The organism is Chitinophaga sp. 22620 (assembly GCF_052044405.1).
GTDB lineage: Bacteria > Bacteroidota > Bacteroidia > Chitinophagales > Chitinophagaceae > Chitinophaga.
Genome location: NZ_JBQEMV010000003.1, coordinates 901,001 through 914,663, shown reverse-complemented (window position 1 = coordinate 914,663; position 13,663 = coordinate 901,001). Strand labels below are relative to the sequence as shown.

Genomic DNA, 13,663 nt, shown 5'->3' with positions numbered 1-13,663 from the left:
AATGGTAGCAGCGATATTAGTAAAAAGGGTGCTGCGGCGGGACGGGGAGCAGCCGCTTCGGGGTGAAGAGGGGTGATTGCGGGGTGAAATGATGCGCCCGGGGTGAGCCTGATGATACAGTTGCCGGATAAGAGCGGTTGTGACGGCTGATTATATCGTATCGCTTCTACCCACCCTGTATCAGAAGTGATACAGCTCGGTATCAGCAGTAATACAACCTTGTATCAAAAGTGATACAAACCGGTATCAGAAGTGATATACAACGCCTTAAAGTGCCTTTATCCACGGGTTTGATATGGCTTTGAGTCGGGGTTGCTACGGGTGTGATACGGGTCTGAGGCGGCTCTGATACAGCAGGAGTTAGCCAGGAGCTAATCCGCCGGAACAAAACGCTGCAAGAATTCAGACAGGTAAGAACCGGATACCGGCACGCTCACCTCATCGATCCCTTCCATTACCAGGAAGTGCCCTTTCGTATGTTTTTTGAATAAAAGCACTTTGGAAAGGTTCACCAGGTACGAACGGTGCGCCCGGGTGAAACCATGCCCGGAAAGCTGCGGCTCCAGCTTTTTGAGGGAGCTGCGGATCAGTTCTTTTTTTACTGCGCCGCCGTTGCGGTAATAAACATGCACGTAATTATCCTCGGCTTTCAGCAGCAGCAGGTTGGAAGGGCAAAGCGTCATGGCCAGCTTGCCGTATTCGTCGCGGATATGCAGTTCTTCCGGCGCTGCGGGCGGTATGGCGGCGGGCATTTGTGCGATGCGTTTCAGCCTCCCCGCAACAGCCCGGCCCTGGAACCATAGCAAGGCCATGGAGTAGGGCAGGGCCATCACCCCGAAGCCGTATTTTAAAGTATCGGTATACTCCGGCCAGGAATATTCCAGGTAATCATGCATGCTCACGTTCACGATGTTCACGATCAGCGCTACCAGCATCACCTCGCCGGTGAACCAGGCCAGGAACTGCCAATGCCTGAGCGGCCTTTTCCCTTTCAGCCTGATCAGCCCGAACTGGGAAAGGGTCATGCCCGCGATGCCGCTGAGGGAAAAAGCGCAGAACACGCCTGCCACAGACTGCGGCCCGCCTTCATACCACTGGTTCATATTAAAAGGGGAGAAGATGTACATGAAAAGAAAACTGAAGACCCCGCAGAACAGGATCAGGAAAAACCTGTTCCCCACAGGGTCCAGCAGCTGGAAGGGGGCATTGAGCCATCCCGGTAAAGCCGCGTTGCCGTTCAAAGGAATAGTGAGCGTATTTTTCATGTGCCGTGGATTGTAGTCTTAAGGTAGAATTCTTTTTTGAATTTGGAAAGCCGGCTGTGCTCCATTACGCGGCTGAGTTTATGCGTCAGCGTTATTTTTTTTATGGATTTTCCCCGCCTCCGCATCTCCAAAAAAAAGTTCCGCCATGTTCCTCACCGCACTGTTCGTTATCACCCTCACCACGGGCGGTATCGCCCTTCCGCAAGGCTACCAGCGCATTCCCCAGCCAGAAGGCTCTTTCGGCGAATGGCTGCGAAGCGTACCGCTCAAACCCGGCAATACGGTCTATCTTTTCAACGGCCGCCCCAAAGCCAACCAGGCCGCGCAATACGCAGTGCTCGACGTGTCTGTCGGCCAGCGCGACCTCCAGCAATGCGCCGATGCAGTGATGCGCCTCTATGCGGAATACCGCTACGCGCATGCGCAATATGACCGCATCGCTTTCCGTGCTACAGACGGCACGCTGATGGATTATGAAGGCTGGCGCAAGGGAGACCGCTTCGTGTTATCCGGCAGCCGCCTCGCACGCAAACGCAGCGCGCCGCCCTGCAATACCCGCGCATGTTTCGAACAATATCTGCAAACTGTATTTTCTTATGCCGGCACGCTGTCTCTCCAGCGCGAGCTGCAACCCGCAGGGAATGAAGTCAATCCCGGCGATGTATTCATCCAGGGCGGCTCTCCCGGGCATGCGGTGATCGTGATGGACGTGGCGCAGAACAGTAAAGGGGATAGGATCTTTTTGCTGGCGCAGAGTTATATGCCCGCGCAGGATATCCATATCCTGAAGAACCCTGCATCCGCCACGCCATGGTATCACAACAAACCACGGCAGGCATTGCAGACGCCGGAGTGGGATTTTCCGGCCGGTTCGCTGAAGTCATTTAAATAAAAAACCCGTCATTGCGAGGAGCAGCGGGGGAATTGTGCGGCGGTGCGGTGAAGCAATCTCCAGACATTGCGTCATTTCAATTCAATGCAGGAGATTGCTTCGTCGCCCGACTTAAGTGCTGCTGGTCCTCACAATGACGGATTTGCGCGGATTTTCGGGCAAAAAAAAGGCCGGTCATTCAGACCGGCCGGTAAACGATATATTAAGCAAGCTTAATCGATGCGTTTTACATTAACAGCATTCATGCCCTTTCTTCCTTCCTGCAGTTCAAACTCTACGCGGTCATCTTGCTGGATCTCATGAATGAGACCGTTAACGTGAACGAAGGTCTCTTTAGAAGACTCGTCGTGTTTAATAAAACCAAAACCTTTGGTTTCATTGAAGAACTTTACAGTTCCGGTGAATTTTTGTTCCATGTGTAAAAATTAAAAATAAATGGCTACGAAGGTATGATTAATAATCTGTTACACCTAATAATTACAATAATAACTCGTCATGACTGCTGAGTAATGATTTACGGATTCATAAATAAACATATGTGTTGTTTTGCACGCTCCGCACCCCATTTATTTTATTGTACCTTTGCGCAAGTTATACATAAAATAATGACCAGAACAGGAGAATACAACACGCTAAAGATCAAAAAAGAAACGGACTTCGGCGTTTATCTCGACGGCGGCGACGGCCAGGAAATACTGCTTCCCAAAAGATATGTTCCCCGCGGCGCCAAACCCGGCGATGAACTGGAGGTATTCCTCTACCACGATTCCGAGAACCGTCTCATTGCCACTACGGACAAGCCGTTTGGCGTTGTAGGCGATATAGTGAACCTCAAAGCGGTGGATGCTACCGACCAGGGGGCCTTCCTGGACTGGGGCCTGGTGAAGGACCTCTTCGTGCCCAAATCGCAGCAGCTCTCCAAAATGGTGAAAGGGCAGGAATATCTCGTCAGGATATACCTGGACGAGCTTACCGGCCGTGTAGCCGCCACGGAAAAGATCGATCCTTATCTCAGCAACGAGAACCTCACCGTAAAAGAAAAAGATGTGGTGGACCTGGTGATCTACCGCCGCACAGATATCGGCTTCGTGACCATTATCAACAACCTGCATACCGGCGTGCTGCATTACAGCGACCAGTTCAGGCCTATGGACATCGGCGACCGCTTCAAAGGTTTCATCAAAGCCATCAAGGAAGGCAACCTGGTCGACGTGGTGCCGGGGCAGAGCGGGTACAAAAAAGTGGAGGACGAAGCGGAGAAGATCCTGCGCCTGCTACAGGAGAACGACGGGTACCTGCCTTACCACGACAAGTCTGATCCAGAAGAGATCTACGCCTTTTTCGGCATGAGTAAAAAGACCTTTAAAATGACCACCGGCAGCTTATACAAACAGCAAAAGATCGCTTTCACCAAAACCGGCATCCAGCTGCTGGAAGGCGCATAACAATTGTCCAGTATGAAAGATTTCAAGCAACATTTTATTATACCCGCCGCCCCTGAAGACGTGTACCGCGCGCTCACCTATGCGCCCACCATCCAGCTGTGGACGGGCGATAAAGTCGATATGAGCACCGAGCCCGGTTCTGAATTCTCCCTCTGGGACGGCAGCATCGCGGGCCGCAACCTGGAATTCGAAGAAGGCCGGAAGATCGTGCAGGAATGGTATTTCGGGGAACAGGAAACGCCTTCCATCGTTACCATCATCCTGCATCCGCACAAAAAAGGCACTTCCGCCGAGCTGAAGCACAGCAACATTCCCGACGAAGATTATGATGATATCGTGGAAGGCTGGCGCGATGCGTATTTCGGCTCACTCATCGATTTTTACGAAGAATAGAAGACCGGATAAAGATGCGAACAGCTACCATCAACGAATTAAAGAAAGAGCTGGGAACCGTGCCGCATGCGCAGCTGGTGGAACTTTGCCTGCGGCTGGCCAAATACAAGAAGGAAAGCAAGGAACTGCTCACCTACCTCTTGTTCGAAGCCCACAGCCTGGACGGGTATATTGCTTCCGTTAAAGAATTCATCGCGCTGGAATTCGACTCCCTTTCCACCACCCACCTGTACCATTCAAAGAAAACTTTGCGGAAAATTCTCCGGATCACGAACAAACATATTAGATTTACCGGGTCTAAACAGGCTGAAACGGAACTCCTGCTGTTCTTCTGCCAGAAAATGCGCCGCAGCGGCCTTAAGATCGGCGCCAGCGTACAGCTGGCCAATCTTTACCAGCAGCAGCTGCGCAAGATCGAAAAAGCGATCGAAAGCCAGCACGAAGACCTGCAGTTCGATTACCGCAAGCAGCTGGACGCCTTAACTTATATTTAATCTACAACAACGTATGATCTCCCGCAGACACTTCCTTGAGATGACCCTGAAGGGCATCGTGCTCATCGGCGCAGGCAACACCCTGCAATCCTTTACCCCCGCAGGTTTCACCCTGCCTTCCCGCAAAAAGGTGAAGCTTCGTTTTGCGCTCGCCTCAGACGGGCATTACGGCCAGCCTAAAACCACCTACTACGAAAACCACCAGCGGATGGTGAAGTGGCTGAACAAGGAGAAAAAAGGCCGCGGGCTGGATATGGCGGTGATCAACGGCGACCTCTTTCACGACGACGCCAAATTCCTCCCCGATGTAAAATCTGCCTGGGACAAGCTGGCTATGCCTTATGTGGTGTCTCACGGCAACCACGACAAGATTGCCGAACCGGAATGGCTCAAAACCTTCGGCACGGCCTGGCACCACGATTTCGAAAAAGGCGATTCCGGGTTCATTGTGCTGAATACCGCGGATGTGGAAGGGAAATATATCTGTCCGGACCTGGCCTGGACCAAAGCCAGGCTGGAGATGTACGCAGGAAAAAAACACCTGTTCGTGATCATGCACATCACGCCCGTGAAATGGACGGAGCACGGGATCGACTGTCCTGAGCTGGTAGAGATGTTCTCCAGACAGAAGAACCTGAAAGCCGTGTTCCATGGCCACGATCATGCGGAAGACGGGATGAAGGAAAAGAACGGCAAACATTACTTCTTCGACAGCCACATTGCCGGCAGCTGGGGCACGCCTTATTACGGTTACCGCATCGTGGAGGTGCTGGAAGACGGGGAAGTGCTTTGTTACCAGGTGAACCCCGAGCAGAAAGAGCCTGTGAACAGTAATATTTTATCGGAAACTGCCTCAATTTTGACAAAATAAAGAGTGTAAAGGAATTCCTTTATACCTTATGCGCAGAAGTTTCCACGATATGAATAACATGCGCATACTCCGCCTCTTGCTCATATGCCTGCCGCTCAGCGCAGGCGCACAGGCGCAATTACAATGGAAGGAGATAGAGCCCGGCATCTGGAAAGCCACTGCCGGCCAGCCTGAAAAGGTGACCCTCCTGAGCGTGGCTGACAACAAAGCCAGCAAATCCTCCTTACAGGCCCTTCCGGCCGCAAAGTTCCCGCTGCCGGAAGCAGACATTGCCGTTACTTACGCAGACGGGAAAGTGTACCTCCGTTTTCCCCTGGAAAGGGAAGAGCAGGTCTTCGGCCTGGGCCTGAATTTCAAGACCGTCAACCAGCGCGGCCGGGTAAGCCAGCTGCATATGGACCACTACGGCGGGAAAGATGACGGACGCACCCACGCGCCCGTTCCTTTTTATGTATCCAGCCGCGGCTACGGCATCCTGGTGGATGCGGCGCGTTACCTTACGGTATACGCCGGTACCGCTGTACGCGTAGATACCAAAAATCCGCCCGTGCTGCACGACCGCAATGGCAACAAAGACTGGGATTCACAGCCTTATTCCGATGCGGTGGAAATACTCGTGCCTGCGGCGGGGGCGGACATTTACATCTTCGGCGGCCCTACCGCCATGAACGCCGTGCAGCGCTACAACCTGTTCAACGGAGGCGGGTACCTTCCGCCCAAGTGGGGCCTGGGTTTCACGCAAAGGGTACCTACGCTCTATTCACAAACGGACATCCTCCGCGAAGCTTCCGAGTTTGAAGCGCACAACTTCCCGCTGGACTATATCGGCGTGGAGCCGGGCTGGCATTCCATGGCATACCCCTGTACATTCGAGTGGGACAGCAAACGTTTCCCCGATCCCAAAGGGTTCATAGACGGGCTGATGGCCAAAGGCGTGCGCGCCAACCTCTGGCTGAACCCCTATGTGTCGCCCAAAAGCTCGTTGTACCCGAAAGTAAAACCGCTCTCCGGCACCCATACCGTGTGGAACGGGCTGGTGGCGGATTTCACGCTGCCGGAAGCGCGGCAGGCGTTTAAGGACCATTTCATTAAAAATCATATATCCCTTGGCGTTAGTGGCTATAAAATGGACGAGAACGACGGGTACGACAAATGGCTCTGGCCCGATGTAGCTACCTTCCCGTCAGGCACCACGGCGGAGCAGATGCGCCAGGTATACGGCCTGGCCATGCAGAAGATGACGGACGAATGGTTCCGCGAGCAGAACCGCCGCACATACGGGCTGGTAAGGGCTTCCAATGCCGGGGCCAGCAATTTCCCCTACGTGATCTATAACGATTATTATTCCCATCCCGATTTTATCACCGCGCTGGTGAACAGCAGCTTCATTGGCGTGCTGTGGACGCCCGAGGTACGTGCTTCCAAGAGCGCGGAGGAATGGGTGAGAAGGATGCAAAGCGTTTGTTTTTCACCCATGGCCATGCTGAACGCCTGGGCGGACGGTACCAAACCCTGGTCGTTCCCCGAAGTGGAAAAAGCCGTGCAGGACGTAGCCATGCTGCGTATGCGCCTGCTGCCTTACCTTTATTCCACCTTCGCGCAGTATCATTTTGAAGGGAAACCGCCTTTCCGTTCCATGAACCTCGTGGACGGCTTTGCTTATACCCCGCAGGTTTCCGGCGGCAAGCTGGACGCCACGCTCAACCCTTACGAAGCCAAAACCCGCTCCGATCTGAAAGACCAGTATATGATGGGGGACAACCTCATCGTGGCGCCTTTCTTCGCGGAGCAAAAAAGCCGTAAGGTATACCTGCCCAAAGGCAAATGGTATGATTTCTATACCGGTAAGCTGGCAGGCGAAGACCAGGTGATCACCGTAACCGCCGAGCTGGACAAGATCCCGCTGTATGTTCGCGATGGCGGCCTCATCCCGATGATACCCGCGCGCAGGCAGGCTCCCAAAGCAGGAGAGGTGCTGCCGCTGGAAGTGCGCGTATATGGTACCGCTGCCGGTTCGTTTGAGCTGTACGACGACGATGGCCTGACCTTCGATTTTGAGAAAGGCGCGTTCAGCCGCGTAACGCTAAAGGCAGAAGCAGGCAAAGGCACGATGGGCAAGCCGCAGGCAGGCAAGCCTTTCGGTTACCGGAAAAATGTGACCTGGACGTTTATGACGAAGTAAGCTATAGTAAAGAATATCCCTACGGGCGCCGCATGTAAGCTGCGCCCTTTTTTTGTCCATTTATGCGTATCCCTTCACAGGGCTATGCAAGGGCAAAAGGATATCCTTTACAGGCGCGGCGGAATGCCGTTCCCGTTTTTGTATACTCCTCCATAACGTTTTGTGGGAATTTAATTCGGGTTACAGGAACTTGTACCCCAGGCCGAAGGTCCAGGCCCATTTTTCGCTTTTGGCCATGTAGAAGCCGGGAGCCTGCAATTGCCATTTGCCGTAATCCAGTCTTGGGGTGAGACCCAGTTTAGGCTCGGCTTTGCCCTTAAAGATGAACAACGAGGGTACCGCCGCTACGCCAACCGCCCATTTGGGGGTTAGCCTCAGCCGGAGGCAGGGGCCTCCGACGTTTACGGTCACGATGTTGTTGCCTACGGTTACCGCGGCGGCGCCTTCGAGCCCGGCGGTAAAAGGGCGCTGTTTTTTAACAGTTGAATCTGAGGTGTTGATGGCTAAAAGTAGGAGTAATGCTTTCATGACACCCAAAATAATGATCTAAATTCATGTTTTTTAATAAATATTTTTGTTTTAATGGGGTTTTATATGATTTGTGATGAAAATTAATGTGGATAGAATATTTAATAATATGTCTCATATAATGGAGTGATTTTTCACCATATCATAAATTTTATGCGGATTTAATTTTTATTGATATGTTTAAAACATGAGAAACATATTTACCGCAGCGATCCTGCTTAGCTGCACCAGCCTATATGCCCAAAAATCCGATACTTCAGATGGAAAATTCTACAGCCAGTCCAGCGCCGTCCGCGCGCTGAAGATCGATGCTGCTGTTACTACCAGCCACGAAGTGACCATCAAAGGCCAGCGCGTTCCCTACAAAGTAACTGCCGGCTCCCTGCCTGTATGGGACGATGAGGGCAAAACCATCGCCGGTGTTTTTTATACTTATTTTGAAAGAACAGGCGTGGCGGACCAGCCTTCGCGCCCCCTGGTATTCTCCTTCAACGGCGGCCCCGGCACAGCTTCCGTTTGGATGCAGATCGGGTACACCGGTCCCCGTGTGCTGAAGATAGACGACGAAGGTTACCCCGTGCAGCCGTATGGCCTCAAAGACAACCCGCATTCCATTCTCGATGTGGCGGACATCGTGTATGTGGACCCGGTGAATACCGGCTTCTCCCGCACCGCCGGCAAGGACGTGCAGGGCTCCAAATTCTTCGGCGTGAGCCAGGACATTAAATACCTGGCCGAATGGATCGGCACTTTCGTTACCCGTTACAAGCGCTGGGCTTCTCCCAAATACCTCGTGGGCGAAAGCTATGGCACCACCCGCGTTTCGGGGCTTGCGCTGGAACTGATGAACTCGCAATGGATCTACGTGAACGGCGTGGTGCTGGTATCGCCCACGGAGCTGGGCATCGAGCGCAGTGGCCCTGCCGAAGCGGCTTTGCGGCTGCCTTATTACGCGGCTACCGCATGGTATCATAAAGCGCTGGCCTCCGACCTCCAGGCGAAAGACCTCACGGCCATGCTGCCCGAAGTGGAAACCTTCACCATCAAGGAATACCTGCCCGCATTGACGGAAGGCGGTTTCATCAGCGATGCGAAGAAAAAGGAAATAGCCGCCAAAGTGGCCCGCTATTCCGGCCTCCCGGAAAAAGTGGTGTTGCAGAACAATCTCGATATCTCCACCAACCTGTTCTGGAAAGAGCTGCTCCGCGACCGCGGCTATACCGTGGGCCGGCTGGATTCGCGTTACCTGGGCATCGACCGCAGGGACGGCGGCGAAAGAGTGGACTTCAATGCGGAGCTTACTTCATGGCTGCATTCTTTCACGCCTGCCATCAACATGTACCTCCGCGAAGAGCTGAAATACAAGACGGACCTGAAATATTACATGTTCGGCCCCGTATTCCCCTGGGACAACGACGGCAACCGCACCGGCGAAAACCTGCGGCAGGCCATGGCGCAGAACCCTTTCCTGCACGTGCTTTTCCAGAGCGGTTATTACGACGGCGCCTGCGATTATTTCAACGCGAAATACAGCATGTGGCAGCTGGACCCCAGCGGCAAGCTGAAAGACCGCCTCTCCTGGGAAGGCTATCGCAGCGGGCATATGATGTACCTGCGTAAAGACGATCTGGCCACCAGCAACGAGCACCTGCGCGAATTCATCCTCAAATCCATTCCGAAAGCAGGACAGTCTGCGAAATACTGATCATCGCTTTAGTATACATAAAAACGCCGGGAATGCTGATTCCCGGCGTTTTTTATTTTCAGGCGCGGCATTTAAAACAACGTCAACTGTGCCGTTCCTGTGGCAGGTTTTTCTTCCCCGAAATTGGAAAGCGTGATCCCCAGCAGCCTGATCTTCACATCCGCCGGGTCGGTCTTTACCAGCAGCTGCCTGGCGGTGGCAACAATGGTTTCAAGGTCGTTGATGCCCTGCGGGAGAGACTGGTTGCGGGTGATCTGCCTGAAGTCGCTGTACTTGATCTTGAGGGTTACGGTCCTGCCTTTTAGCTGATATTTCTGAAGGCGGTTGGCAACGGTCAGGGCTATTTTATCCAGCTCCGGGTACATTTCTTCGAGGGTGGTGAGATCGTGCGGGAAGGTGTCTTCCGCGCCCACAGACTTCGTTTCGCGGTGCGGCTGCACCGGCCGGTCGTCTTCCCCCCGTACGATCCTGTAATAGAACCGGCCTGTTTTCCCGAAATGCTGAACCAGGTCATCTTCCCTGAGCTTCTTCAGGTCCGCGCCGGTGTGCAGGTTCATGCGTTTCATTTTGTCCGCCGTTACTTTTCCCACACCGAAGAATTTTTCCACCGGCAGGTTTTCCATAAAAGATTCCACCTGTGAAGGCGCTATAAAGGTGAGCCCGTCCGGCTTCTGCATGTCAGACGCGATCTTGGCCACGAACTTGTTCACGGAAACACCCGCGGAAGCGGTGAGCTGCAATTCGTCGCGGATGGCCTGCTTGATCTGCTGCGCGATGGCAATGGCGGAACCGATATTGAGCTTGTCTTCCGTCACATCCAGGTATGCTTCGTCGAGGGAGAGGGGTTCTATGAGGTCTGTGTAGCGGTGGAATATTGCCCGCACCTGCTGGCTTACTTCTCGGTAGGCGGCGAAGCGGGGGTATACGAAAATAATATGCGGGCAGAGCTGCAGCGCTCTTTTGGAAGGCATGGCGGAGCGTACGCCGTATTTGCGGGCTTCGTAACTGGCGGTGGCTACCACGCCGCCGCGCCCTTCGGGAGAGCCTCCCACGGCAATGGCTTTGCCGCGGTATTCAGGATTATCCCGCTGCTCCACTGATGCATAAAAAGCGTCCATGTCTATATGAATGATCTTGCGGACGGACATGCCTGCAATATACACAACAATCGCAGCAGCGGGAGCAAGGGAGTTTTACCGGCCCTGGTATTTCGGCATCACGAACAGCCTCACGATAATGTGCGCCACGGCAGACAGCGCCAGTATCACAACGGGAATCAGCGTTTGTTTCACTCTTGTGTCAAACGCGTCGGCGATGGGAGATTCTCCTGTTCCGGCGTACACGCTCACACCGGTGAAAAGCAGGGTGCCGCAGATCCAGAGTGTGAGGTGCGACCAGAGGTATCTTTTCCCGTTGTAGCCGGATTTTCCGAAAGAGGTGAACAGCAAAAAAACATGGGCTACGAAAAAAACGGCAGCGCCGAGCATGAGCAAAGTAAGAGGAGTCATAGTGTATGGTGTTTAAGGATATGTTAAACAATATAATAAAAATATCATAAGCTGCGGTGTTTTCGCGTTATTAAATACAAGCGGCTGATTGTGAACGCCCGCAAAGGCTGTCAACATTTATGGCCTGCGTTTTGTTTCTTATTGGTACAGTAAATTCCCCGCATATGAAATGCTTGAAAATGATACCGTTATTCCTTTTGGCGCTGGCCGGCTTCCGCTGCGCCACCTCGCAGCAGGCGCAGCAGGCCGATGCCGGGAAGGTGAAGCAGCTGATAGCAGACAGGAACTACGTGTTCCAGATGCAGACGGTGCTGCCTATGAACGGCCGCACGCGGCAGATGCAGGGAGACGGGTACGATGTAACCGTATCCCGCGATACGGTGAATTCTTTCCTGCCTTATTTCGGGCGCGCTTATTCAGCCCCTATGGACCCTTCCAAAGGCGGCATCCAGTTCATTTCACAACAGTTTGAATACGACGAAAAGCCCGGCCGGAACGGCGGATGGGATATCACCATCAAACCGAAGGACGTGCAGGATGTGCAACAGTTTTTCCTGACCGTGTCCGAAAGCGGGTACGCCAGCCTGCAGGTCACCAGCACCAATCGCCAGCCTATTTCATACAATGGCATTATCACCGAAAGGCGGCCGCGTAAAAGCAAAAAGTAATCCATCACCCCGTCCTGTATATCCCGCCCAACCAAAATTGCTTATGCAGGTACATGGAAGAAGAATATGACGTAATTATTGCCGGTTCGGGAGCAGCAGGCATGACGGCCGCGCTCAGGGCGCATCACGACGGATTGAAGGTGCTCATCGTGGAAAAGAGCGCATATTATGGCGGCTCCACCGCCCGCTCAGGCGGCGGGATATGGGTGCCGAACAATTATGTGCTCCAACGGGAAGGCATACACGACGATCCTCAGAAAGCACGCGCTTACCTCGATGCCGTGGCAGGGGAAGACGTGCCTCCCGCACAAAAGGAGGCTTTCCTCGATCATGGCCCGGCCATGCTGGCATTCCTCCGGGCGCACACGCCATACATGCGTTTTTCTTATGCCCGCGGTTATGCGGACTACTACCCTGAAAAGCCCGGCGGGCTTGCGGAAGGCCGTACTATAGAACCGTTGTTGTTCAACGGTGCCCTGCTCGAAGAAGACCTTGCTTTGCTGAACCCGCCTGTAGTGCCCATACCAATGGGGCTTTCTTTCAACTCCGCCGAATTTAACCGTTTGAACATGGCCTTCCGTACCTGGAAAGGCTTCGGCACTTCCGTCAAAGTGATATTCCGCGCCATCGGCAGCAAGCTGACCGGCAAAAAGATGCTCAGCCTGGGCCAGGCGCTCTCTGCACGTTTGCGCATGAGTATGAAGGAAGCAGGCATTCCCCTGTGGCTGAATACGCCCATGAAACGCCTGCTCACGGAGAACGAGAAAGTGACCGGTATGGTTGTGGAAAAGGACGGGGAAGAGATCGCGCTGCGCGCGAAGCGCGGCGTATTGCTGGCTGCCGGCGGTTTCGAACGCAACCTGCACATGCGCCGGGAATTCATGCCCGCACCCGAAACTACGGAATGGACGCAGGGCTCGCCCGGCAATACGGGAGACGGCCACCTGGCGGGTATTACAGCCGGCGCCGCCCTCTCGCTGATGGATGACGCCTGGTGGGGCCCGTCCGTGCGTACGCCCGGCGCGGAACCTTTTTTCTGTGTGGCGGAACGGTCGCAGCCCGGCTCCATCATGGTGAACCACGCAGGCGAAAGGTTCACCAACGAAGCGGCCGCTTATGTGGACGTGGTGCACGAAATGTACCGCCGCAATGCGCAGGGCGTGCAGCATATCCCTTGCTTTTTTATCATGGACCAGCGTTTCCGCAACCGTTACCTGTTCCTGGGCATGTTTCCGCGGCAGCGCATTCCTAAAGCCTATTACAGGGAAAAGATCATTTTCAGAGCGGATACGGTGGATGAGCTGGCACGCCGCATCAATGTGCCGGAAGAGAACCTCGTGAATACCCTGCGGCGTTTCAACGAAATGGCGCGCCAAGGAGAAGATGAAGATTTTCACCGCGGCGAATCGGCTTACGACCGCTATTACGGCGATCCGCGTATTACGCCCAATCCCTGCCTGGCACCGATAGATAAACCGCCGTTCTACGCGGTGGAAATGGTGCCGGGAGACATCGGCACAAAGGGCGGTCTTGTTACAGACGCTCATGCGCGCGTGCTGCGGGCAGACGGAACCGTGATCGAAGGATTGTATGCGGCGGGGAATAATTCCGCTTCAGTGATGGGGCGCAGTTATGCGGGCGCAGGCGCTACCATCGGGCCGGCCATGACCTTCGGTTATATCGCGGCATTGCATATGGCGGGGAAATAACGG

The 13,663-nt window shown here is 53.9% G+C and carries 14 protein-coding genes; 9 read left to right on the top strand and 5 right to left on the bottom strand.

Going from position 1 to position 13,663, the window contains the following annotated elements; all coding sequences use genetic code 11:
• Nucleotides 1–371: 371 nt before the first annotated feature.
• Nucleotides 372–1,265: a LytR/AlgR family response regulator transcription factor gene (locus tag ACTJIK_RS19175; protein WP_440649076.1), complete on the bottom strand. Its 894-nt coding sequence runs from the start codon at nt 1,263–1,265 to the stop codon at nt 372–374.
• A gap of 145 nt (nt 1,266–1,410) precedes the next feature.
• Here ACTJIK_RS19175 and ACTJIK_RS19170 point away from each other — a divergent pair, with 145 nt between their 5' ends.
• Complete coding sequence (locus ACTJIK_RS19170) at nt 1,411–2,157, top strand: DUF4846 domain-containing protein (RefSeq protein ID WP_440649074.1); 747 nt, start codon at nt 1,411–1,413, stop codon at nt 2,155–2,157.
• Nucleotides 2,158–2,369: 212 nt separating this feature from the next.
• Here ACTJIK_RS19170 and ACTJIK_RS19165 read toward each other — a convergent pair whose 3' ends face one another.
• Nucleotides 2,370–2,573, bottom strand: coding sequence for a cold-shock protein (locus ACTJIK_RS19165; RefSeq protein WP_346317912.1), 204 nt, complete (start codon nt 2,571–2,573; stop codon nt 2,370–2,372).
• Nucleotides 2,574–2,762: 189 nt separating this feature from the next.
• Between ACTJIK_RS19165 and ACTJIK_RS19160 the strand changes: the two genes are divergently transcribed.
• Genes ACTJIK_RS19160 through ACTJIK_RS19140 form a run of 5 tightly spaced genes read left to right on the top strand, consistent with a single transcriptional unit; the run spans nt 2,763 to nt 7,542 of the window.
• Nucleotides 2,763–3,602 carry a CvfB family protein gene (locus tag ACTJIK_RS19160; RefSeq protein ID WP_440649071.1) on the top strand — a complete coding sequence of 280 codons (840 nt, stop codon included), beginning with the start codon at nt 2,763–2,765 and terminating at the stop codon, nt 3,600–3,602.
• A 12-nt stretch (nt 3,603–3,614) separates the two neighbouring features.
• Nucleotides 3,615–3,995 (top strand): SRPBCC domain-containing protein, encoded by a 381-nt coding sequence (locus ACTJIK_RS19155; RefSeq protein ID WP_440649069.1) that lies wholly within the window; start codon nt 3,615–3,617, stop codon nt 3,993–3,995.
• A 14-nt stretch (nt 3,996–4,009) separates the two neighbouring features.
• Nucleotides 4,010–4,489, top strand: a complete 480-nt coding sequence (locus ACTJIK_RS19150) for a hypothetical protein (protein ID WP_440649067.1) — start codon at nt 4,010–4,012, stop codon at nt 4,487–4,489.
• Nucleotides 4,490–4,502: 13 nt separating this feature from the next.
• Nucleotides 4,503–5,360 carry a metallophosphoesterase family protein gene (locus ACTJIK_RS19145; RefSeq protein ID WP_440649065.1) on the top strand — a complete coding sequence of 286 codons (858 nt, stop codon included), beginning with the start codon at nt 4,503–4,505 and terminating at the stop codon, nt 5,358–5,360.
• A gap of 28 nt (nt 5,361–5,388) precedes the next feature.
• On the top strand, nt 5,389–7,542 hold the full coding sequence (locus ACTJIK_RS19140) for a TIM-barrel domain-containing protein (protein ID WP_440649063.1): 2,154 nt from the start codon (nt 5,389–5,391) through the stop codon (nt 7,540–7,542).
• A gap of 180 nt (nt 7,543–7,722) precedes the next feature.
• Here the strand turns inward: ACTJIK_RS19140 and ACTJIK_RS19135 are convergent, their stop codons facing one another.
• Nucleotides 7,723–8,070, bottom strand: a complete 348-nt coding sequence (locus ACTJIK_RS19135; protein ID WP_440649061.1) for a hypothetical protein — start codon at nt 8,068–8,070, stop codon at nt 7,723–7,725.
• 187 nt (nt 8,071–8,257) lie between these two features.
• On the opposite strand from ACTJIK_RS19135, the gene ACTJIK_RS19130 reads away from it, so the two are divergent.
• Complete coding sequence (locus tag ACTJIK_RS19130; protein ID WP_440649059.1) at nt 8,258–9,775, top strand: S10 family peptidase; 1,518 nt, start codon at nt 8,258–8,260, stop codon at nt 9,773–9,775.
• 71 nt (nt 9,776–9,846) lie between these two features.
• On the opposite strand, the gene dinB is transcribed toward ACTJIK_RS19130, so the two are convergent.
• Both dinB and ACTJIK_RS19120 read right to left on the bottom strand, forming a co-directional pair.
• Complete coding sequence (gene dinB / locus ACTJIK_RS19125) at nt 9,847–10,923, bottom strand: DNA polymerase IV (RefSeq protein ID WP_440649057.1); 1,077 nt, start codon at nt 10,921–10,923, stop codon at nt 9,847–9,849.
• A gap of 45 nt (nt 10,924–10,968) precedes the next feature.
• Nucleotides 10,969–11,283, bottom strand: a complete 315-nt coding sequence (locus ACTJIK_RS19120) for a hypothetical protein (protein WP_440649055.1) — start codon at nt 11,281–11,283, stop codon at nt 10,969–10,971.
• A 164-nt stretch (nt 11,284–11,447) separates the two neighbouring features.
• On the opposite strand from ACTJIK_RS19120, the gene ACTJIK_RS19115 reads away from it, so the two are divergent.
• Both ACTJIK_RS19115 and kstD read left to right on the top strand, forming a co-directional pair.
• Complete coding sequence (locus tag ACTJIK_RS19115) at nt 11,448–11,951, top strand: DUF4251 domain-containing protein (RefSeq protein ID WP_440649053.1); 504 nt, start codon at nt 11,448–11,450, stop codon at nt 11,949–11,951.
• Nucleotides 11,952–12,004: 53 nt separating this feature from the next.
• Nucleotides 12,005–13,660, top strand: coding sequence for a 3-oxosteroid 1-dehydrogenase (kstD, locus tag ACTJIK_RS19110; protein WP_440649051.1), 1,656 nt, complete (start codon nt 12,005–12,007; stop codon nt 13,658–13,660).
• Nucleotides 13,661–13,663 lie beyond the last annotated feature (3 nt).